The organism is Halobellus sp. GM3 (assembly GCF_052545375.1).
This window is the reverse complement of the sequence record NZ_JBQWLT010000005.1, coordinates 92,912-107,971: the sequence shown is the minus strand read 5'-3', so window position 1 is coordinate 107,971 and position 15,060 is coordinate 92,912. Positions and strand designations below refer to the sequence as shown.

General features: G+C 64.8%; 17 protein-coding genes. 7 read left to right on the top strand and 10 right to left on the bottom strand.

Annotation, left to right across the window (positions count from 1 at the left end; all coding sequences use genetic code 11):
* Positions 1 to 378: 378 nt before the first annotated feature.
* Genes ACT3HL_RS09555 through ACT3HL_RS09545 form a run of 3 tightly spaced genes read right to left on the bottom strand, consistent with a single transcriptional unit; the run spans position 379 to position 2,412 of the window.
* Positions 379 to 1,398 carry an FAD-dependent oxidoreductase gene (locus ACT3HL_RS09555; RefSeq protein WP_445086604.1) on the bottom strand — a complete coding sequence of 340 codons (1,020 nt, stop codon included), beginning with the start codon at positions 1,396 to 1,398 and terminating at the stop codon, positions 379 to 381.
* Positions 1,399 to 1,451: 53 nt separating this feature from the next.
* Positions 1,452 to 1,949 (bottom strand): hypothetical protein, encoded by a 498-nt coding sequence (locus tag ACT3HL_RS09550; protein ID WP_445086603.1) that lies wholly within the window; start codon positions 1,947 to 1,949, stop codon positions 1,452 to 1,454.
* A gap of 43 nt (positions 1,950 to 1,992) precedes the next feature.
* A complete protein-coding gene (locus ACT3HL_RS09545) occupies positions 1,993 to 2,412 on the bottom strand; it encodes a hypothetical protein (RefSeq protein ID WP_445086602.1) in 420 nt (139 codons plus the stop codon).
* A 159-nt stretch (positions 2,413 to 2,571) separates the two neighbouring features.
* Here ACT3HL_RS09545 and ACT3HL_RS09540 point away from each other — a divergent pair, with 159 nt between their 5' ends.
* On the top strand, positions 2,572 to 2,841 hold the full coding sequence (locus ACT3HL_RS09540; protein WP_445086601.1) for a hypothetical protein: 270 nt from the start codon (positions 2,572 to 2,574) through the stop codon (positions 2,839 to 2,841).
* Positions 2,842 to 2,935: 94 nt separating this feature from the next.
* Positions 2,936 to 3,619 carry a haloacid dehalogenase type II gene (locus tag ACT3HL_RS09535; protein ID WP_445086600.1) on the top strand — a complete coding sequence of 228 codons (684 nt, stop codon included), beginning with the start codon at positions 2,936 to 2,938 and terminating at the stop codon, positions 3,617 to 3,619.
* Between the two features lie 26 nt (positions 3,620 to 3,645).
* On the opposite strand, the gene ACT3HL_RS09530 is transcribed toward ACT3HL_RS09535, so the two are convergent.
* The 3 genes from ACT3HL_RS09530 to ACT3HL_RS09520 are packed head-to-tail and all read right to left on the bottom strand — an operon-like array spanning position 3,646 to position 6,988.
* The gene (locus ACT3HL_RS09530; RefSeq protein WP_445086599.1) at positions 3,646 to 4,254 is read right to left on the bottom strand and encodes a hypothetical protein; all 609 of its coding nucleotides are present in this window, start codon (positions 4,252 to 4,254) and stop codon (positions 3,646 to 3,648) included.
* The gene (locus tag ACT3HL_RS09525; protein ID WP_445086598.1) at positions 4,247 to 5,383 is read right to left on the bottom strand and encodes a DUF3179 domain-containing (seleno)protein; all 1,137 of its coding nucleotides are present in this window, start codon (positions 5,381 to 5,383) and stop codon (positions 4,247 to 4,249) included. Before ACT3HL_RS09525 ends, ACT3HL_RS09530 begins: the two co-directional genes overlap by 8 nt.
* A gap of 60 nt (positions 5,384 to 5,443) precedes the next feature.
* On the bottom strand, positions 5,444 to 6,988 hold the full coding sequence (locus ACT3HL_RS09520) for an ATP-binding protein (protein ID WP_445086597.1): 1,545 nt from the start codon (positions 6,986 to 6,988) through the stop codon (positions 5,444 to 5,446).
* A 350-nt stretch (positions 6,989 to 7,338) separates the two neighbouring features.
* Here ACT3HL_RS09520 and ACT3HL_RS09515 point away from each other — a divergent pair, with 350 nt between their 5' ends.
* The 3 genes from ACT3HL_RS09515 (at position 7,339) to ACT3HL_RS09505 (ending at position 9,699) form a co-directional block, all read left to right on the top strand.
* The gene (locus tag ACT3HL_RS09515; RefSeq protein WP_445086596.1) at positions 7,339 to 7,584 is read left to right on the top strand and encodes a glutaredoxin domain-containing protein; all 246 of its coding nucleotides are present in this window, start codon (positions 7,339 to 7,341) and stop codon (positions 7,582 to 7,584) included.
* 87 nt (positions 7,585 to 7,671) lie between these two features.
* Positions 7,672 to 8,955, top strand: coding sequence for a methyl-accepting chemotaxis protein (locus ACT3HL_RS09510; protein ID WP_445086595.1), 1,284 nt, complete (start codon positions 7,672 to 7,674; stop codon positions 8,953 to 8,955).
* Positions 8,956 to 8,970: 15 nt separating this feature from the next.
* Positions 8,971 to 9,699, top strand: coding sequence for an NAD(P)H-hydrate epimerase (locus tag ACT3HL_RS09505; protein ID WP_445086594.1), 729 nt, complete (start codon positions 8,971 to 8,973; stop codon positions 9,697 to 9,699).
* Between the two features lie 34 nt (positions 9,700 to 9,733).
* Here the strand turns inward: ACT3HL_RS09505 and ACT3HL_RS09500 are convergent, their stop codons facing one another.
* The 3 genes from ACT3HL_RS09500 to ACT3HL_RS09490 all read right to left on the bottom strand — a co-directional run bounded on the left by ACT3HL_RS09500 (position 9,734) and on the right by ACT3HL_RS09490 (position 11,782).
* Positions 9,734 to 10,486, bottom strand: a complete 753-nt coding sequence (locus ACT3HL_RS09500; RefSeq protein ID WP_445086593.1) for a carboxymuconolactone decarboxylase family protein — start codon at positions 10,484 to 10,486, stop codon at positions 9,734 to 9,736.
* A gap of 256 nt (positions 10,487 to 10,742) precedes the next feature.
* Entirely contained in the window at positions 10,743 to 11,234 is a 492-nt protein-coding gene (locus ACT3HL_RS09495; protein ID WP_445086592.1) for a redoxin domain-containing protein, read from the bottom strand.
* A 155-nt stretch (positions 11,235 to 11,389) separates the two neighbouring features.
* Positions 11,390 to 11,782: a winged helix-turn-helix transcriptional regulator gene (locus tag ACT3HL_RS09490; RefSeq protein ID WP_445086591.1), complete on the bottom strand. Its 393-nt coding sequence runs from the start codon at positions 11,780 to 11,782 to the stop codon at positions 11,390 to 11,392.
* Positions 11,783 to 12,614: 832 nt separating this feature from the next.
* Here ACT3HL_RS09490 and ACT3HL_RS09485 point away from each other — a divergent pair.
* On the top strand, positions 12,615 to 13,253 hold the full coding sequence (locus ACT3HL_RS09485; RefSeq protein WP_445086590.1) for a TetR family transcriptional regulator C-terminal domain-containing protein: 639 nt from the start codon (positions 12,615 to 12,617) through the stop codon (positions 13,251 to 13,253).
* Positions 13,250 to 14,716, top strand: coding sequence for an MATE family efflux transporter (locus ACT3HL_RS09480; protein ID WP_445086589.1), 1,467 nt, complete (start codon positions 13,250 to 13,252; stop codon positions 14,714 to 14,716). Before ACT3HL_RS09485 ends, ACT3HL_RS09480 begins: the two co-directional genes overlap by 4 nt.
* A 62-nt stretch (positions 14,717 to 14,778) precedes the next feature.
* Here the strand turns inward: ACT3HL_RS09480 and ACT3HL_RS09475 are convergent, their stop codons facing one another.
* Complete coding sequence (locus ACT3HL_RS09475; protein ID WP_445086588.1) at positions 14,779 to 15,018, bottom strand: DUF7120 family protein; 240 nt, start codon at positions 15,016 to 15,018, stop codon at positions 14,779 to 14,781.
* Between the last annotated feature and the right edge of the window lie 42 nt (positions 15,019 to 15,060).

Here is a 15,060-nt window from a genome sequence, read left to right as displayed (position 1 = left end):
CCGCACGACGTCGTGCGGTCGAGTGTTCAAAGACTTGCAAACGCTACTATAGTCGTCAAAACGCTCGAATACGATGGGGATCTCACGCAGTCGCAACTCGCCGAGGCGACACGACTCCCGGCTCGGACAGTCCAAGACGCGCTGTCGGAATTGGGGGTCCGAGACCTCGTGACGTCTCAGATCTCCTTTAGCGAAACCAGAAAACGAATCTACTCTCTCGCGCGTCCGGAGCACGGCGATCGGTGCCGTGGTAGATGTCCCGCGTACGCGTTCGATCGAACACCGTCGTGTGCCCGAGGCGTCAAGGCGTGCGAGCGGGACTCAGTACCGGACGGGGATACGCACCGTGCGTGGTGCTAGTATGTGATGACTCCGCCGTCACTCGTAGGTGTGGAAATCAACCGCCTGCTCGAGGAGTTCGTCGGGAATTCCGGGAACCGATTCGGAACGGACGGGACCCGCATCCGCGATCGCGTCCGGGTCTCGGGGAAAGTCCCGGAGAGAAAAGTGGATCGAGATTCCGGCTTTCGCCCCGTCCGCGAGCGCGATCGGGACCTGATTGTGGCCGGGAGTCAGGTCACCCACTGCGTACACGCCGTCGGCGGTGGTCTGCCCGTGGTCTTCGACGACGACTGAGCCGTCGTCGTTTATTTCACAGCCGAGCTCCCGAGCGAGTCCGTTGTTGTACTCGGCCCCGTACATCGCGAAGCCGCCCCGGTACTCGCGTACGGTTCCGTCATCGAACTCGATGGCCTTCAGCCAGCCGTCCTCACCGTTTTGGATCCCGGAGACCTCCTCGCGAATCACGTCGATCGGATGGACCCCCAGCATCTGCGTCGTGTCGTCGCTCCACTCGGGCTCGGCCCCGCGAGTGAGCAGGTCGACCTCGTCAGTGAAATTTAGCATAATCGCGGCGACGTGGGCGGCGCTCTCGGCGTGTCCCATCACGTACACCGATTCGTCGACGAACATATGCGCGTCGCAGTGAAGGCAGTAGTGGAGTCCGCGTCCCGTCCGGGGGAGCGGTGGGTCCGGCCGAACGTCGTTGAATCCGGTAGCGAGAACGACGCACTCCGCGCGGTAGTTCGCGTTGTTGCCGTGAAGGATGATCCCCCCGTCGCCGCTGCGCTGACACGACGTGAGCATATCCCGGTGGACGTCGCAGCCGTATTCCCCGAGCTGGTCTTTCCCGACACCGAGGAGTTCGTTACCGCTCGTCTCCTCCCGGACGCCGATGAGGTTGTGGACCTCCTGCATCATCGCTGCCCTTCCACCGCCTCTATCGACCAGCGCGGTCCGATGCCCGAGTCGCGTGCTGTACAGCGCGGCTGTCTGTCCGGCGGGTCCGCCGCCAACGACGACTACTTCGTACGCTTCGGTCGGGAGTTCGTCCGCCATAGCGCGGCCGTCGCTCCCCAGCGAAAAAAGCGTATCCCTCGTGGTCTCGGGAGTCAGCGCTTCCGGTACAGCGCGCCCAGTACACCGATCAGGACGATCTCGGCGGCTTTCGACGCTGCCGCCCATCGATCGGTGGCAAGGTGGGTGAGGACGTTTTCGACGGGTGAGAGCCCGTGAAAGAGCGGTTCTCGGCCCGGAAGAAACCCGCCGTGACCGGTGAAGTGCCAGGCGAAGTAGCCGAGGAGGTACACGGCGGCGACCGCGACGCCCGCGACGTAGTAGGGCCGTCGGTTCGGTGCGTTTCGACTCAGCGAGAGACCGACCGAGAGCACGGTGCCCGAAAGCACGAACGCGAGCGGCCGCGGGTCGAAGACGAGGGCCTCCGGAGCCGTGTTCAGGATCTCGAACAGCCCGAGCAGCCCGTACTCGGGGTGAAGCAGGTGCAGGCCGGCGACTATGCCGGTCAGTAGCGCACCCCCATACAGCAGTGCGCGCGGCGGTGATTCCCCGTCTCCGTTCGCCGCCTCCGACGGGCCGTCAATCGGACTCATTTTTCCCTCCGCGCGAAGCCCCTTACTGTGCTCGGGTGATGCGTCACTGGCGCCCGTCCTCTGTCATCGAGCCGCGGCGCGTCATAATCGCTCCGCTGAAGAGCATCAGCACGGCGAGGGCGACCATTCCCGCGTCCCATCCCATACTCGCCGTCGGGCTTTGTGCACCCATCCCGCTCGTCATTCCCATCCCGGAACCGTCGTCGACCATCCCCGTTCCGAGCAACGCTTGGTTGAGCAGCATCACCGCGGCGTACACGATCATCAGCGGACCGCTGGCGCGTCCGAGACGTCCGAACCCCTCCGTGAGCAGGAGCCCTCCGTGAACGATCACGACGACCCCGAGCACCCCCATCAGCCACCCGCTCGTCGTCGGCCTCGACGCCATCGAGGCGCTCCACACCGAGTAGGCTCCCGAGATGAACGCGATCGCAGCGGCGTAGTGGCGCGTCCCCCGATTCATCTCGTCCCCCGACGACCCGGCCCTCGACGTCTCCGCGTGTCCCTGTGACTACTCGTCATTGTGGAGTAGTTCGTCCACGGTTATTTAAACCTCACCCGGTCGTGTGCCACTGGCTCTCTCACGGTATAGTTTGATTCTCCGACCGCCCCATCTTCGGATATGGGCAACACCGAAACGCGGTCGCCGACGCCCCCGAGAGAGGACGTGATCCCGGGGTCGTACGCCGTCCACGTGGGCGAGGATCGGGTCCACGTCTGGGAGTTCCGAGTGACGGCGTCAGACCGAGACGGCGCGTGGTCCCACTGTGAGATGCTCGCACACGAGAGCGGCCCGTTCCTGTCGCTGGAGTACGCGGAGTTCACTCCGGCCGGCGACGAGGGATACTGGGTGTACTGTCGCAGTTACGAATGTAACTTCGACTGCGAATAGCGGCCCGTCCGTTCCCACGAGCCGATGTCTGACGTTCCGGTGGCGGCAGCGGCACACCCGATAGTTATGATCCCGGCAGTCGTTCCCTACGCCGATGACCTTCGATCCCGAACGCGTTACGACACTCACCTTCGATTCGTACAGTACGCTCGTCGATGTGGACGCGGCCGAGCGGGCGCTCGCGGACACGGTCGCCGATCCCGAACCCGTCTCGAAGCTCTGGCGCGCGCGCTCGATCGAGTATACCTTCGTCGCGAACCACATCGACGCGTATCAGCCGTTCTACGAGATGAACCGGGCCGCGATCCAGTACGCGCTGGAGGCGCACGACGCCGACGTGTCGGCGTCCGAGCGCGACGAGATCCTCGCCGTGTACCACGAACTCGACGTCTTCGACGACGTCCGCGAGGGGATCGAGCGCCTCCGCGCGGGCGGCTACGACTGCTACGTCGTCTCGAACGGGAACCCGGAGATGCTGTCGTCGATGATCGAACACGCCGACATCGGCGATCTCATCGAAGACGCGATCAGCGCCGCGGAGGTGCGGACGTTCAAACCCGACGCCGAGATCTACCGCCACGCCGCCGCTCGAACCGGGACGCCGATCGACGAGATAGCGCACGTCACCGCCGGCTGGTTCGACGTCCTCGGGGCGAAACACGCCGGTATGCAGGGCGTGTGGGTCGACCGGAAGGGAACGCCGAAAGAGCCCTTCGGCGGCGCTCCACACCTGACCGTCGAGACGTTCCACGACCTCGCGGAGGCCCTCGACGTCTGATCCGCCGTGTGACCGTTTTCCGCCGTCTACAGTAGCGTCGGGTCCACCTTCCGACCGATCAGCAACAGGCTCCCGACGAGCAGCACGAACGCGACGGGTATCAGGAGCCGAAACACGGTGACGGCCGTGGCGCTGGCCTGAATGCCGACTACGAGGAGGATCGTCGGTCCGCAACACGCCGCGCCGGAGAGCAGTCCCGGCACTCCAGCGAGCACGCCGGTCGAACTCTCCAGCCCGCAGGCTTTGGGCTGGACGAGCCCCAGATACGTGAGTGCCACGTTCGCCCCGACGAGCACCCCGAGGAGCAGCGCGATCAGCGCGTTGAGCGGCGAAAACAGGTACGTCACCGGACCGACTGTGACGATGGCGATGGCGTCGAACCGGAAGAAGCCAAGCGACGCGAACATTCGCGATAGCTCGTCTGCGGTTCTGACGGTGAGTCCGCGTCCGCCCGCCGCCGCCACCGTCAGATCGCCGACCGTCGCGAGATAGACCGCGACGTAACCCATAGCCGCCGCCAGAAAGATGAGCCGCGTGTCCCATCGCTCGCTGGCCGCACCGAGCGCGTTTACCGCGCGTCTCGCGGTCCCGTCGTCGGTTCTCTCTGCACCATCGAGGCGGACACGTTCAGGCATACAGTCTCGTATCGGGGTAGAAGCCGCTCCAGGCGAACCACATCGCGTCGAACGCGAGCGTCCGATCCAGCGGGAGCGCGTCCGGGCGGTGGACCTCGCCCGTGTCTGCCACGACCTGATCGTCGCGGTACTCGAACGCTCGCTGGTCCGGGTTCTCGAAGACGTAGCCCGTGTCGAGGGCCGAGTCGTACGCCGCGATCACGGGCGTCTCTCCGAGCGTCCCCGAGAGGACCCCGGCGTCCCGGAGTTCGTCCTTCGAGAAGGCGACCGCGCCCTCCGGGGTTCGCGCGCCGAGCACAACGGCCTTGGGCCGGAGCTGTTCGTCCTCGGACAGGGCGGGGAACATCGGGGGCGATCCCGGGTCGTAGTACCCCCTTCGGGGGTTGTAGGCGCCGTAGGGGTCTCGATCGTAATTCTTCGCGAACCCCGTCTCCCGCGAGAGCACCCGCGTCTCGGGATGTCGGTTCGACCACCGCTCCCAAGTGGTCCAGACCACCCGAAATTCACGGAGTGATCGGATCGGCGGGTCCTCGTTCCACGCGCCGGGCATCGCGGTCGCGAGCACCTGCGACCACCACGTCTCCGTGGAGCGGTCGTACATAATCAGGTTGTTGTTCACCAGGCGACCGGAGACCCCGAACGTCGTCTCGCCCCGCTCGAATCCCATCGCCGTCCCGGTGAGGGGACAGTAGGTCACGCTCACGGGGGTCCCGTCGACGACGTCGTTACAGATCTCGTGGTGGACGAGGATCGACTGCGGGTACGCCTTCGTTTCTGCCCCCGTCGCGAGCCCGAACACCGGATCCCCCGGGTCGAGACGCTCGGCGGCGACGTCCGGCGGTACGAACCGCGGATCGTCGATCGACGGGATACCGTCTTTCGGCGGGCCGCCGGATACTGACTGATCCCTGAGCGACGGCGGATCCGCGGGGAGCGGGAGCCGATCACTCCTCGTGGGAGGCCCCGTCTGCCCCCGATCCGCCGCCGTCGCAGAGCGCGGACTGTTGCTCGCGGTGTCGTCCTCGGTCGCGGCCTCGGACCCCGGCGCCGGGCCGCCGCCGACGCAGCCCGACAGCGCGGCGGCTCCGACACCGGCGAGGACGGCTCTCCGTGTTACGGAACGGCGCATACCTGAACAAACGTCGCGGACGGGCAAAAGCGCGCCCTAACCGATCCGTAACCTCGACAGTCACTCCCGCCGCAGCGGGCTCGGTACGTCGAGCTCGCCCAGCGTCCAGTACGAGACGCCGAGGACGGCCCCCCAGACGGCGTGAGCGAGGAACCCGGCCGGCGAGAGCGTCGGGATCGCGGTCGGGACGCCCGACAGCGTCAGCCAGACCGGCATAACGATTCCCGCCGCGACGAGCCAGAGGAACGCCCCCCAACCGATTCCGAGGAGCCCCGACCGGATCGGGTCAGCGGCGATCTCCGCGAGTCGTGGCACGTTGATCGCGGCCCCAAACAGCAGTCCGAAGACGGCGCTGTGAAAGAGGTGCGTTATCCATCCGATCACCGGGCTCTGGATTCCGTACAGCGATCCGACGACCGGAAGCAGCCCGGTGAAAAAGTGGTAGAACCCGCCCATCGCGACACCGCCCAGCAGCCCGCCCGTAATCGCGTGCTCGAGACCGGGGAACGAGATTCCGATCGTTTCGGCGGTCACCTCCCCTCGACCGCTCCGCGGGAGCACCACCGTCACGCTCGTTCCCGTCTCGCGTCCGTCATCGCCGTCTCGAACGTGAATCTGCCCGCCGAACTGGACGACGAGCAGGCGGACGATCTGGAGGCCGAACCCCGCGGCGGGGTCGTCGAACTCTGGGAACTCGCCACGCTCGACGACCGCCCGCTGTCGCGTCGGCAGCCCGGGACCGTCGTCGGTGACCGATACCTCTACGGTGTGTGGCATCCCGCGGACGTGAACGTCGACCTCTCCCCCCGATCCGTGCGTCGCGGCGTTGCCGAGCAGTTCGCGAACGACGACGGCTAGCCGGTCGTCGGCCGGCACTTCGGCGCCGTCGATATCGGTGGTGAGACTGACGACCGTCTCGGTATCGGACTCGAAGCGCCGTCGTTCCTCGCGGACGATCCGCTCTACGTCGACGCGCTTCGATCGGTCCTCCGAACGCGCAATCGTCCCGACCTCGCCGACCGACGAATCGATCCGCTGGACCGCTCGGCGTATCGCCGACACCGACTCCGGCCGTACGTCGCCCTCGGTGTCGAGTAACTCGGCGTGCCCGCCGATGATCGCGATGGCGTTCAGCACGTCGTGTTTGAGTAGCCGGTGGACCAGAAGCGCGCGGTTCGCCGCGCGCCGGAGTTCCTGCCGTTGCTGGTGGGCTTTGCCGCTACGCATTCCGGTCAGCGTTCCGCCCACCGCGCCGCCGAGGAGGACGTTCGCGACGAGTATCGACGTGCCGTTACCGAAGCCCAGCGTCTCGCCCCGGAGGAACTGATCGAGGGCGGTAATCGCGAAGACGACCGCCATCGCCGCGACCCCCAGAACGTGCCAGCGGGCGATGGTGTTCACGTACGTGGCGGTGAACGGACCGATCGCGAGCGCGACGCCGTACACCGCCAGCGACAGCCCCACGAGGAGCGGGAGCAATCCAACGAGCAGAAACGGGAGCGCCGCATCGATCACGAGGGCCTCGGCGACGAACAGCCGCGTGATCGCGAACCCGGTGAGCGCGATCACGAGACCGCCGGGGCGTATGCGTCGGTTGTCGTTCATCGTGTGGCGGTTAGCGACACGTCGATATCGTCGAGTGCCTGGAGGACCGATTCGCGGGTCGCAGCTCGCGTCTCCCTACATATCGCGGGCACCGTCCGGTGTCGTCTGTCATCGTGCCGGGTTGATGGGGGCTCCTAATAAAATCCCGAGAGGATTTGTGAACGCGACGCATTGCAGTCGTGGTCCTCGGGTGCTCGTACGCGGGAGTGGACTGCTCGCGTGGCCCCGTTGGTCCGGCCCCCCGGACGAAACAGGCGGGTCCGTCGATGAGCGGGCCGACGGCAGACTGTGTAATCGGATTACACACCAGACGTACAATTAATATCCATACGAACCGTCGGTGAAACACAATGTCAGAACTCACACTGTACGACAGGCGGGACTGTCCGTACTCAGAACGCGTTCGCGACAAACTCGATCAACTGGGACTGGACTACGACGAGACCGTCGTTTCCGACAAACACACCGACCGGGAGGAGCTGTACGAACTGACTGGACAGCGCGGGGTCCCGGTGCTGTTCGATCCGACACTCGAGTCGGGATGGCTCGCCGACAGCGACGAGATCGTCTCACACCTCGAGCGGACGCACGGGTAAGCCCCGCGTGTCGCGTATGTTCCCACCGCACGAGATGAACGTTTCAACCCACCCCGCCCGGCGCGGGCCGCGGCCGACCGGACTGAGATGAACACCGCAACTCCCACGCACCCGAACCGAGCCGAGTTCGAGGCGCTCCTCCCCCAAGAACGGGAGCGGATGACCGATTTCGCGGCCGAGTCGATCCCCGCGGACCTCGTGGCCGCGAGCGAGTGTACCGAGGCGCAGCTCGCAGACCTTGCGCACACGTATCTCGCAGACGTGTTGCCGCGGGGCACAGACGAGACTGTGGCCGAGTTCGTCCGCGTCTGTGGCGAACTGGAGGTCACCGAGGAGACTCTCGACTCGCTGCTCGCCGAGCTACAGTCGTCTCTCCTCTCCGTCTTCGGCCGACGGGAGGCGTCTTCGGTTCCGCAACTGGCCCGAGCGACCGGACGGGACATCGCAGCGATCAGCGCCGAATTCGTCCGCGCCGACGGCGCCCTCGCAGCCGAGGCCGTGTCCGGTCACGGTGGCGGGGTCGCCCCCCGCGACGGCTATTCGGTGGTTCAGCCGGAGTCCGTCACCGAGATACACGATCGAACGCAGCGGGTAACGACGCGGTCGACCGAGATCGAGTCGCTCACCGAACAGCAGTCGTCGAACATGGACGAACTGAGCGCGGAGGTCGGAGACGTCAGCGCGGCCGTCGAGGAGATCGCCGCCTCGACCGACGAGATCAACGACCAGAGCGACGATGCGGCGTCGCTCGCGGCGGAGGGCTGCGAGCGGGCACGCGCGCTGGAAGAGCGGATCGACGAGGTACACGCGCGGGCGGCCCGGGTGTCCGAGGCGCTCGACGTCCTCGTCGCGCACGTCGGCGAGATCGACAGCTTCGTCGACACGATCGACGAGATCGCCGATCAGACGAATATGCTCGCGCTGAACGCGTCAATCGAGGCGGCCCGCGTCGACGGCGGTGACGGGTTCGCCGTCGTCGCCGACGAGGTGAAATCGCTGGCGGAGGACAGCCAGCGCGAAGCCGCGCGGATCCGCGAACTGGTCGAGACGATCTCCGAAGCGACCTCGCGGGTGAAAACCGACGTCGAGGGCGTGTCCGAGCGGACGGAAGTCGGCCGGCGCGCGGTCGCCGAATCGGTCGATACGTTCGAGGAGATCGAGGCGATCAACGCGGGGCTCTCCGCGAGCATCGACGAGATCGCCACCGCGACGGGTCAGCAGGCACAGAGCACCGAGGAGCTCGCGATGATGTCCGACGAGGCGAGCCGGAAGGCGGGGATGATCCTCGAGGAGGTCAATCAGATCCGGGACAGCAACCGGGAGCTGCTGGAAACGCTCGAAGAGTCGTTGGTGGCGGACGCGGACCGATGAGCCGAGTCGAGACAGATGTCTAAAGCGCTATTTCGGACCGCACCGGGCGTCCGCGTCCCCGCCGTGACCGCCGATGAGATGCGCGCTGTCGACCGCGTCGCGACCGACGAGGTCGGAGTCACGCTGCTTCAGATGATGGAGAACGCGGGGCGGGTCCTCGCCGACCACGTCCACGAGATGGGCGGCGAGTCAGCGGTAGTCGTCGCCGGCAACGGCGGTAACGGGGGTGGGGGCCTCGCCTGCGCTCGGCACCTCGCAAACCACGGCGTCGACGTGGAGGTCGTATTGGATCGTGCCCCAGAACGCCTGAGAGACGCGGCCGCCCATCAGTACCACACGCTCGAAGAGATGGGTCTCCCCACGCGAGTCGGCGGCGACGCGCTGGCTGCGTCGCGCGACGCTTCAGTCGTGGTCGACTCGCTCGTCGGATACGGGCTCCGCGGCGACGTGCGAGCGCCCGCGCGAGAACTGATCGAACGGATGAACCGACTGCGCGCTCCGACGGTGTCTCTCGACGTCCCCTCGGGGACCGACGCGACGACCGGAGACGCCCGCGGTGCTACCGTCGACCCCGACAGGGTGGTGACGCTCGCCCTCCCGAAAACGGGGCTCGTGCCGTACGATGGAGCGCTGTTTCTCGGAGACATCGGCGTCCCACGAACGGTGTACGACCGGCTCGACATCGAGTACGAACCGCCGTTCGGGTCACAGCAGTGGGTCGCGCTCCGCTCGGAGACGTCGTAACCGGTCCGATACCGGCAGCGGGGCGTCAGTCGGCCTACTCGCCGCTGGGTCCCGCGTCCAGTTGCAGGCCGCTCGTCCACGCGTTGTTCTTCTGGAATATCTCGATCGCTTGGAGCGCCTCGAACAGCTGCTCGTCCGTCTCGCCGAGTTCCTCGAGCGTCTCGCGCCGAGTACGAGTCGAGTAGTCGGCGTCGTTGGTGATCGAGACCGCGAGCGCGACGTACTCGGCGGTTCGACGGTCCAGTTCCCCTTCCAAGACGGTCACCCGTTCGCGGTTCCAGATCGTCTCGAGATACGCCTCGTCGTTCGCCATCACGCGGTAGTAGTCGGGGAGTCGGCCGAGGCGCGCTTCGATCTCACCGAGTAGCGGCACCTCGTCGGCGGACTCCTTCGGGAACGGCATCGCCGGACTGTCGCCGAGAACCGCCTCCTCGAAGGCGTTGATCCCGTTGACGTGGCTGACCACCCCGGCGAGTCCGACGAGTTCGGGGTCGCTCGCGTGAAACATCTCTTTCAGCACCGTCACGTGCGCGCCGATGCAGTACGAGCAATTGTTCGTCATCGAGACCGCGACCGCGAGCGTCTCTTTCAGCTCGCGACGCAGTTCGTCCGTCAGCATCACGGTCAAGTGCTCGGTCCCCATCTGCGCCAGCAACGGCGGGTAATGCGCCGCGGCCTTGACGTACGGCGTCATCTCGGGCGCCTGTGTGTACTGCCGGACCCGCTTGTCGAGTGCTGCGACTTCGTCGGCGTACGCCTCCTTCTCTAGTAGATCAACGATCGCCATAGACTGGGATATTCGTCCGAATTAATGAAGGTATGTGATCACACACCGCGGCACGATGGCCTTCCAGAGCGGGACCGAGACGGAATCCGACCTGAACCCTCGGCGTACGCTTACCCTACTGCTCGGAGACGACACTCGGCGCCGAGGCCTGTGGAGGTCGTCTTCCGGTACGTCATAGTCCTCGAAGCAGCGATGCTCTGGATCAACGTCTTACACGGATGAGGGACGAGCCGGTACGGCCCGGTCCGTTCACTCCCTACGTCTCGATGGTCCTGAGCGCCTCTTCGATCTCGATCCAGTCCGGTTGCTCCCCCGGATCATCCGCACTCCACGCGTAGCGGATCACCCTGTCGGTATCGACGAGAAAGACCGATCGCTTCGCGATACGCCGATGGCTTTTGAACTCCTCGTAGAGCGCGTCGTACGATTCGGCGACGCTTCCGTCGCTATCGGAGAGGAGGGTGTATCCGAGCCCCTCTTTCTCCGCGAACGCCCGGTGGCTGAACGAGCGGTCGCTCGAGATTCCGAACACGGTGAGCGACTCGTCGATGTCGAACCACGCGAGATCGTGCAGATCACACAAGTGCTCGGTACACTGCGGGTGAAAATCGAACAGGTAGAAATTAATGAGAACCGGGCCGTTCGCGAGCTCATCGGTCAGCTGGTACCGTTCGATCTCTCTTCCGTCCTCGTCCGCGGACGTACCGGGAAGCGTGAAGTCGGGTGCGATTGTCCCATTCGCTAGCATTCCTACCTATACCGTGGTAATTGATCAGTATTTAACTATTGTGTTCGTCTCACACGGCCTCGGTGAGGGATGGGGTGCCGATCTCCGAGAGGTACGAGTGAGCGCCGGCGATCACAACGCGTTCCGCGCAGAAACCAGTCGCGTCGGTCTCGCGCTCAGGACTGTGCGACGCTCTCGTCTGTCGGCTCCGTCAGATGTTCGAGCCCCCAGTCTCGCATCTCGTATATCACCGGCTTGAGCGACCGTCCGTGCTCCGTGAGCGAGTACTGTACCCGGAACGGCTTTTCGCTGACGACCTCACGGTTTATCAGGTGGTTCTCTTCGAGGTCGTCGAGGCTCTCAGAGAGAACTTTACTCGATATACCGTCGACGTCGGCTTTGAGTTCGTTGAACCCGCTGGGCCCGTGTTCGAGGAGTCGGTGGAGGATCACTGGGTGCCACTTCTTGCAGATGAGCGACGACGTAGTCGTTACCGGACACCAGTCCTCGCCGGCACACCACACTTCGAGCTGTCCGACTGCGTCTGGCTGCTGTGAACCGTCTCCCATACCCGAAGCACAGCCCCCGTCGGCATAATAGTTACCCATCGAAATTAAGTTACGTAATGAAACTTGACTTCCCTCAATCCGACGGGGCAGGCTGGGTCACGGCTCTCTCGCCGGTTTCGGGTTCGGTGAGCGGACGACGTCGAGCGTACCGGTCACTCCCCCGTCGTTGTGTCCACTCCGAGGCATTACACGGATAGTTACGTAATGGTAACTGCGTTACGGATACCATACCAATCCGTATTATATAAATATTAATAGATATATGTGTAACGTATGATTTATCGGACTATTCGTTATATTATTAAATAAAGTATTTAAAATATGCTCCTTCTAATATCATGTTCTACGAGAGAAGAAGACAATATATTATTTTTATATCAATTTGGACGAAGTACGTACGTCCCTCCCGCTTTCCACCGAATAGATACGGGCTATCGCAACTCCCATTGGAGCTCATACAGCCGAATATGACGACAATACAACGAGACGCCGACCGTGGAACCGACCACGACACATCCGACGCAGGTTTCGTCATACGCACACTATCGGCTCCTTTCGGGCGTGGAACGGGCTTTCTGACCGACACGCGCACGACCTCGTCCGCGATCGCGTCCACCCGATGCACCACGATGCCGCGGAGATCAAACGACGGCTGAGTGAATTAGAGACTGACCTCCGCGAAACCGGTTCGATCGAGTAAGCGGCTCGGTGTGTTTCGATCCGCCCGGGCGCTGCTTAATGGGCAGTGCCAACTGGGAACACTCTCGGCAGCGATCCGAACCGCTTTTGACTGACCAGACAGTCAGTACGAACAACGATTGGAACTCACCGAATGACCAACGCTCCGACAGACATCCTCCACGCGACTCACAGCGCCCTTCGAAAAAACGGCTACGCGGAGCTGACGATGCAGGACATCGCTGACGAGACCGACCTGAGTAAGGCCTCGATCCACTACCACTACGACTGCAAACACGACCTGCTCGTGGCGTTCTTAGACCACCTCTACGAGCGGTTCACGGCGCGCATCGAAGACCCGGACGGCGAGTCGCCGTCCGAGCGGCTCCGGTCGCTCGTCGACACGGTCGTGACGGATCGTCCCGAGAACTCCGCGTTTCAGACGGCGCTCTTGGAGATCAAAGCCCAGTCCCCCTACGACGACGCGTTCCGCGAGCGACTCCGCCGGTTCGACGACACGTTCGCCGCTGCCGCTCGGGAAATCGTCGCCGAGGGCGTCGCCGAGGGTGCGTTCCGCGACGACGTCGACCCCGACGCCGTGGCGTCGTTTCTCACCACGTACGTCAACGGGGCGCAGGTGCGGTACGTGAGCGTCGGTCACCCGCTGGAAGTCTCGGCCGCCGAGGTGCACGCCTACATCGACGAGACGGTGCTCGCCGAGAGCGACCCCGCCCCCGGAGAATCGGCCACCCCGCCCCCTGAACGAGCGGACACGGGGGGCTCGAGCGAATGAGACTGCGTGAGAGAGCCGCCTCGCTGTTCAAGGGTCCAGCGGAGCTGAATCTGACCAGCGGCGGCATCGGGAAACCGCTCTTTTACCTCTCGTTGCCGATCGTCATCACGAACCTCCTGCAGACGGCGTACAACCTCGCGGACACGTTCTGGCTCGGGCAGTTCAGCACGGAGGCGCTCGCGGCGATCAGTTTCGCGTTCCCGATGGTATTTCTCCTGATCTCGCTCGGGATGGGCCTCTCGGTCGCCGGCAGCGTGCTGGTCGCCCAGCACATCGGCGCCGGCGAGGAGTCCGAAGCCGAGTACGCGGCCTCCCAGACCGTCGCGTTCGCGACGCTCGGGTCGATACTGCTCGGGGTGTTCGGGTACTTCGCCGTCGGTCCGTTCATCGCCTTTCTGGGCGCCTCGCCGGAGGTGCTACCGCTCGCGACGGGTTACATGCAGGTGATCGCCGCGGGGATGCCGTTCATGTTCGGCTTCTTCGTCTTCGTCGCGCTGATGCGCGGCTACGGCGACACCGTCACGCCGATGCTCGTGATGTTCGGGTCGGTCGTGCTGAACATCGCGATGGACCCGATCCTCATCTTCGGGTTCGACGGGAATCCCCTCTTCGGGATGCTCGGGCTTCGCGGGGTCGAAGCGTCGCTTCTGGCCTCGACCGGCTACACGGGGTCGGGGATCACCGGCGCCGCGATCGCGACGGTGTTCTCCCGCGCGCTCGCGTTCGTCGTCGGTATCGCGGTGATGCTGCAGGGCGTTCGCGGCGTGATGATCCATCCGAGCCAGATGCGCCCCGACTTCACGTACCTCCGTCGGCTGCTCGACATCGGCCTTCCGGCGTCCGTCGAGCTCACCGGGCGCGCGCTCTCGGTGAATCTGCTGTTACTCGTCGTCGGGATGTTCCCGACCACGGTCGTCGCCGCCTTCGGGATCGGCGTCCGCGTCTTCTCGGTGATCTTCCTACCGGCGATCGCGGTCGCTCGCGGCGTCGAGACGATGACCGGGCAGAACATCGGCGCCGGAAAGCCGGACCGCGCGGGGACGGCCGCGGACTTCGCCGCGAAGGCGATGTTCGTCATCCTCACGGCGCTGGGCGTCGTCGCCCTGCTCGCTGCGGGACCGATCGTGGCCATCTTCACGAACGACCCCGAGGTCATCAGCGCGGGCAGGAGCTTCCTCCGGTGGGTCGCGCCGTCGTTCGGATTCATCGGTGTCCTCCGCGCCTACTCGGGGAGTTTCCGCGGGGCGGGCAAGACGCTCACCGCCGCCGCCATTTCGGTGGTGATGCTGGGGTTCATCCGGATCCCCGTGGCATACTTCGCGTCGCTCGATCTGGGCTCGACGGGAATCTGGCTGGCGTTTCCCATCTCGAACGTCGCGGGCGCGCTCATCGCTTACGCGTGGTACCGGCGGGGGACTTGGCGGACGGGCTCGGTTCGGCGACCGACGCCGGCCGACGACTGATCGCGGCGAGCGCTCAGTGTGGCGATCCCGTTTCCGAAATACTCTGGCGCGGACCGGCCGGCTTAGAGTCGGTCGTCGTCGATGCCGCCGGGGTCTGACGCCGTATCGAAGAGGTTGTTCTCCGCGCCCTCCATAAAGTCGTCGCCGGGTTCGCTCTCGTCGACGACGTCGACGTTGTAGGCGTCGATGCCCATACTGAGGAGCTCTTCGACCGCCTGTTCCTGGGTGACGAACTCCTCGTCGACTAGCTGTTCGAACTCAGTCAGCAGTTCGTCGGGGAGCGTCACTTCAACGATTGGCATTATGGCGGGGGTTCGTCCTCAGGGTACTTGAGTTGCGGGTTC

What these genes read in the sequence shown, in the direction of transcription:
- ACT3HL_RS09555 (WP_445086604.1), bottom strand. Translation starts at nt 1,398, where the DNA reads ATGGCGGACGAACTCCCGACCGAAGCGTACGAAGTAGTCGTCGTTGGC.
- ACT3HL_RS09550 (WP_445086603.1), bottom strand. Translation starts at nt 1,949, where the DNA reads ATGAGTCCGATTGACGGCCCGTCGGAGGCGGCGAACGGAGACGGGGAA.
- ACT3HL_RS09545 (WP_445086602.1), bottom strand. Translation starts at nt 2,412, where the DNA reads ATGAATCGGGGGACGCGCCACTACGCCGCTGCGATCGCGTTCATCTCG.
- ACT3HL_RS09540 (WP_445086601.1), top strand. Translation starts at nt 2,572, where the DNA reads ATGGGCAACACCGAAACGCGGTCGCCGACGCCCCCGAGAGAGGACGTG.
- ACT3HL_RS09535 (WP_445086600.1), top strand. Translation starts at nt 2,936, where the DNA reads ATGACCTTCGATCCCGAACGCGTTACGACACTCACCTTCGATTCGTAC.
- ACT3HL_RS09530 (WP_445086599.1), bottom strand. Translation starts at nt 4,254, where the DNA reads ATGCCTGAACGTGTCCGCCTCGATGGTGCAGAGAGAACCGACGACGGG.
- ACT3HL_RS09525 (WP_445086598.1), bottom strand. Translation starts at nt 5,383, where the DNA reads ATGCGCCGTTCCGTAACACGGAGAGCCGTCCTCGCCGGTGTCGGAGCC.
- ACT3HL_RS09520 (WP_445086597.1), bottom strand. Translation starts at nt 6,988, where the DNA reads ATGAACGACAACCGACGCATACGCCCCGGCGGTCTCGTGATCGCGCTC.
- ACT3HL_RS09515 (WP_445086596.1), top strand. Translation starts at nt 7,339, where the DNA reads ATGTCAGAACTCACACTGTACGACAGGCGGGACTGTCCGTACTCAGAA.
- ACT3HL_RS09510 (WP_445086595.1), top strand. Translation starts at nt 7,672, where the DNA reads ATGAACACCGCAACTCCCACGCACCCGAACCGAGCCGAGTTCGAGGCG.
- ACT3HL_RS09505 (WP_445086594.1), top strand. Translation starts at nt 8,971, where the DNA reads ATGTCTAAAGCGCTATTTCGGACCGCACCGGGCGTCCGCGTCCCCGCC.
- ACT3HL_RS09500 (WP_445086593.1), bottom strand. Translation starts at nt 10,486, where the DNA reads ATGGCGATCGTTGATCTACTAGAGAAGGAGGCGTACGCCGACGAAGTC.
- ACT3HL_RS09495 (WP_445086592.1), bottom strand. Translation starts at nt 11,234, where the DNA reads ATGCTAGCGAATGGGACAATCGCACCCGACTTCACGCTTCCCGGTACG.
- ACT3HL_RS09490 (WP_445086591.1), bottom strand. Translation starts at nt 11,782, where the DNA reads ATGGGAGACGGTTCACAGCAGCCAGACGCAGTCGGACAGCTCGAAGTG.
- ACT3HL_RS09485 (WP_445086590.1), top strand. Translation starts at nt 12,615, where the DNA reads ATGACCAACGCTCCGACAGACATCCTCCACGCGACTCACAGCGCCCTT.
- ACT3HL_RS09480 (WP_445086589.1), top strand. Translation starts at nt 13,250, where the DNA reads ATGAGACTGCGTGAGAGAGCCGCCTCGCTGTTCAAGGGTCCAGCGGAG.
- ACT3HL_RS09475 (WP_445086588.1), bottom strand. Translation starts at nt 15,018, where the DNA reads ATGCCAATCGTTGAAGTGACGCTCCCCGACGAACTGCTGACTGAGTTC.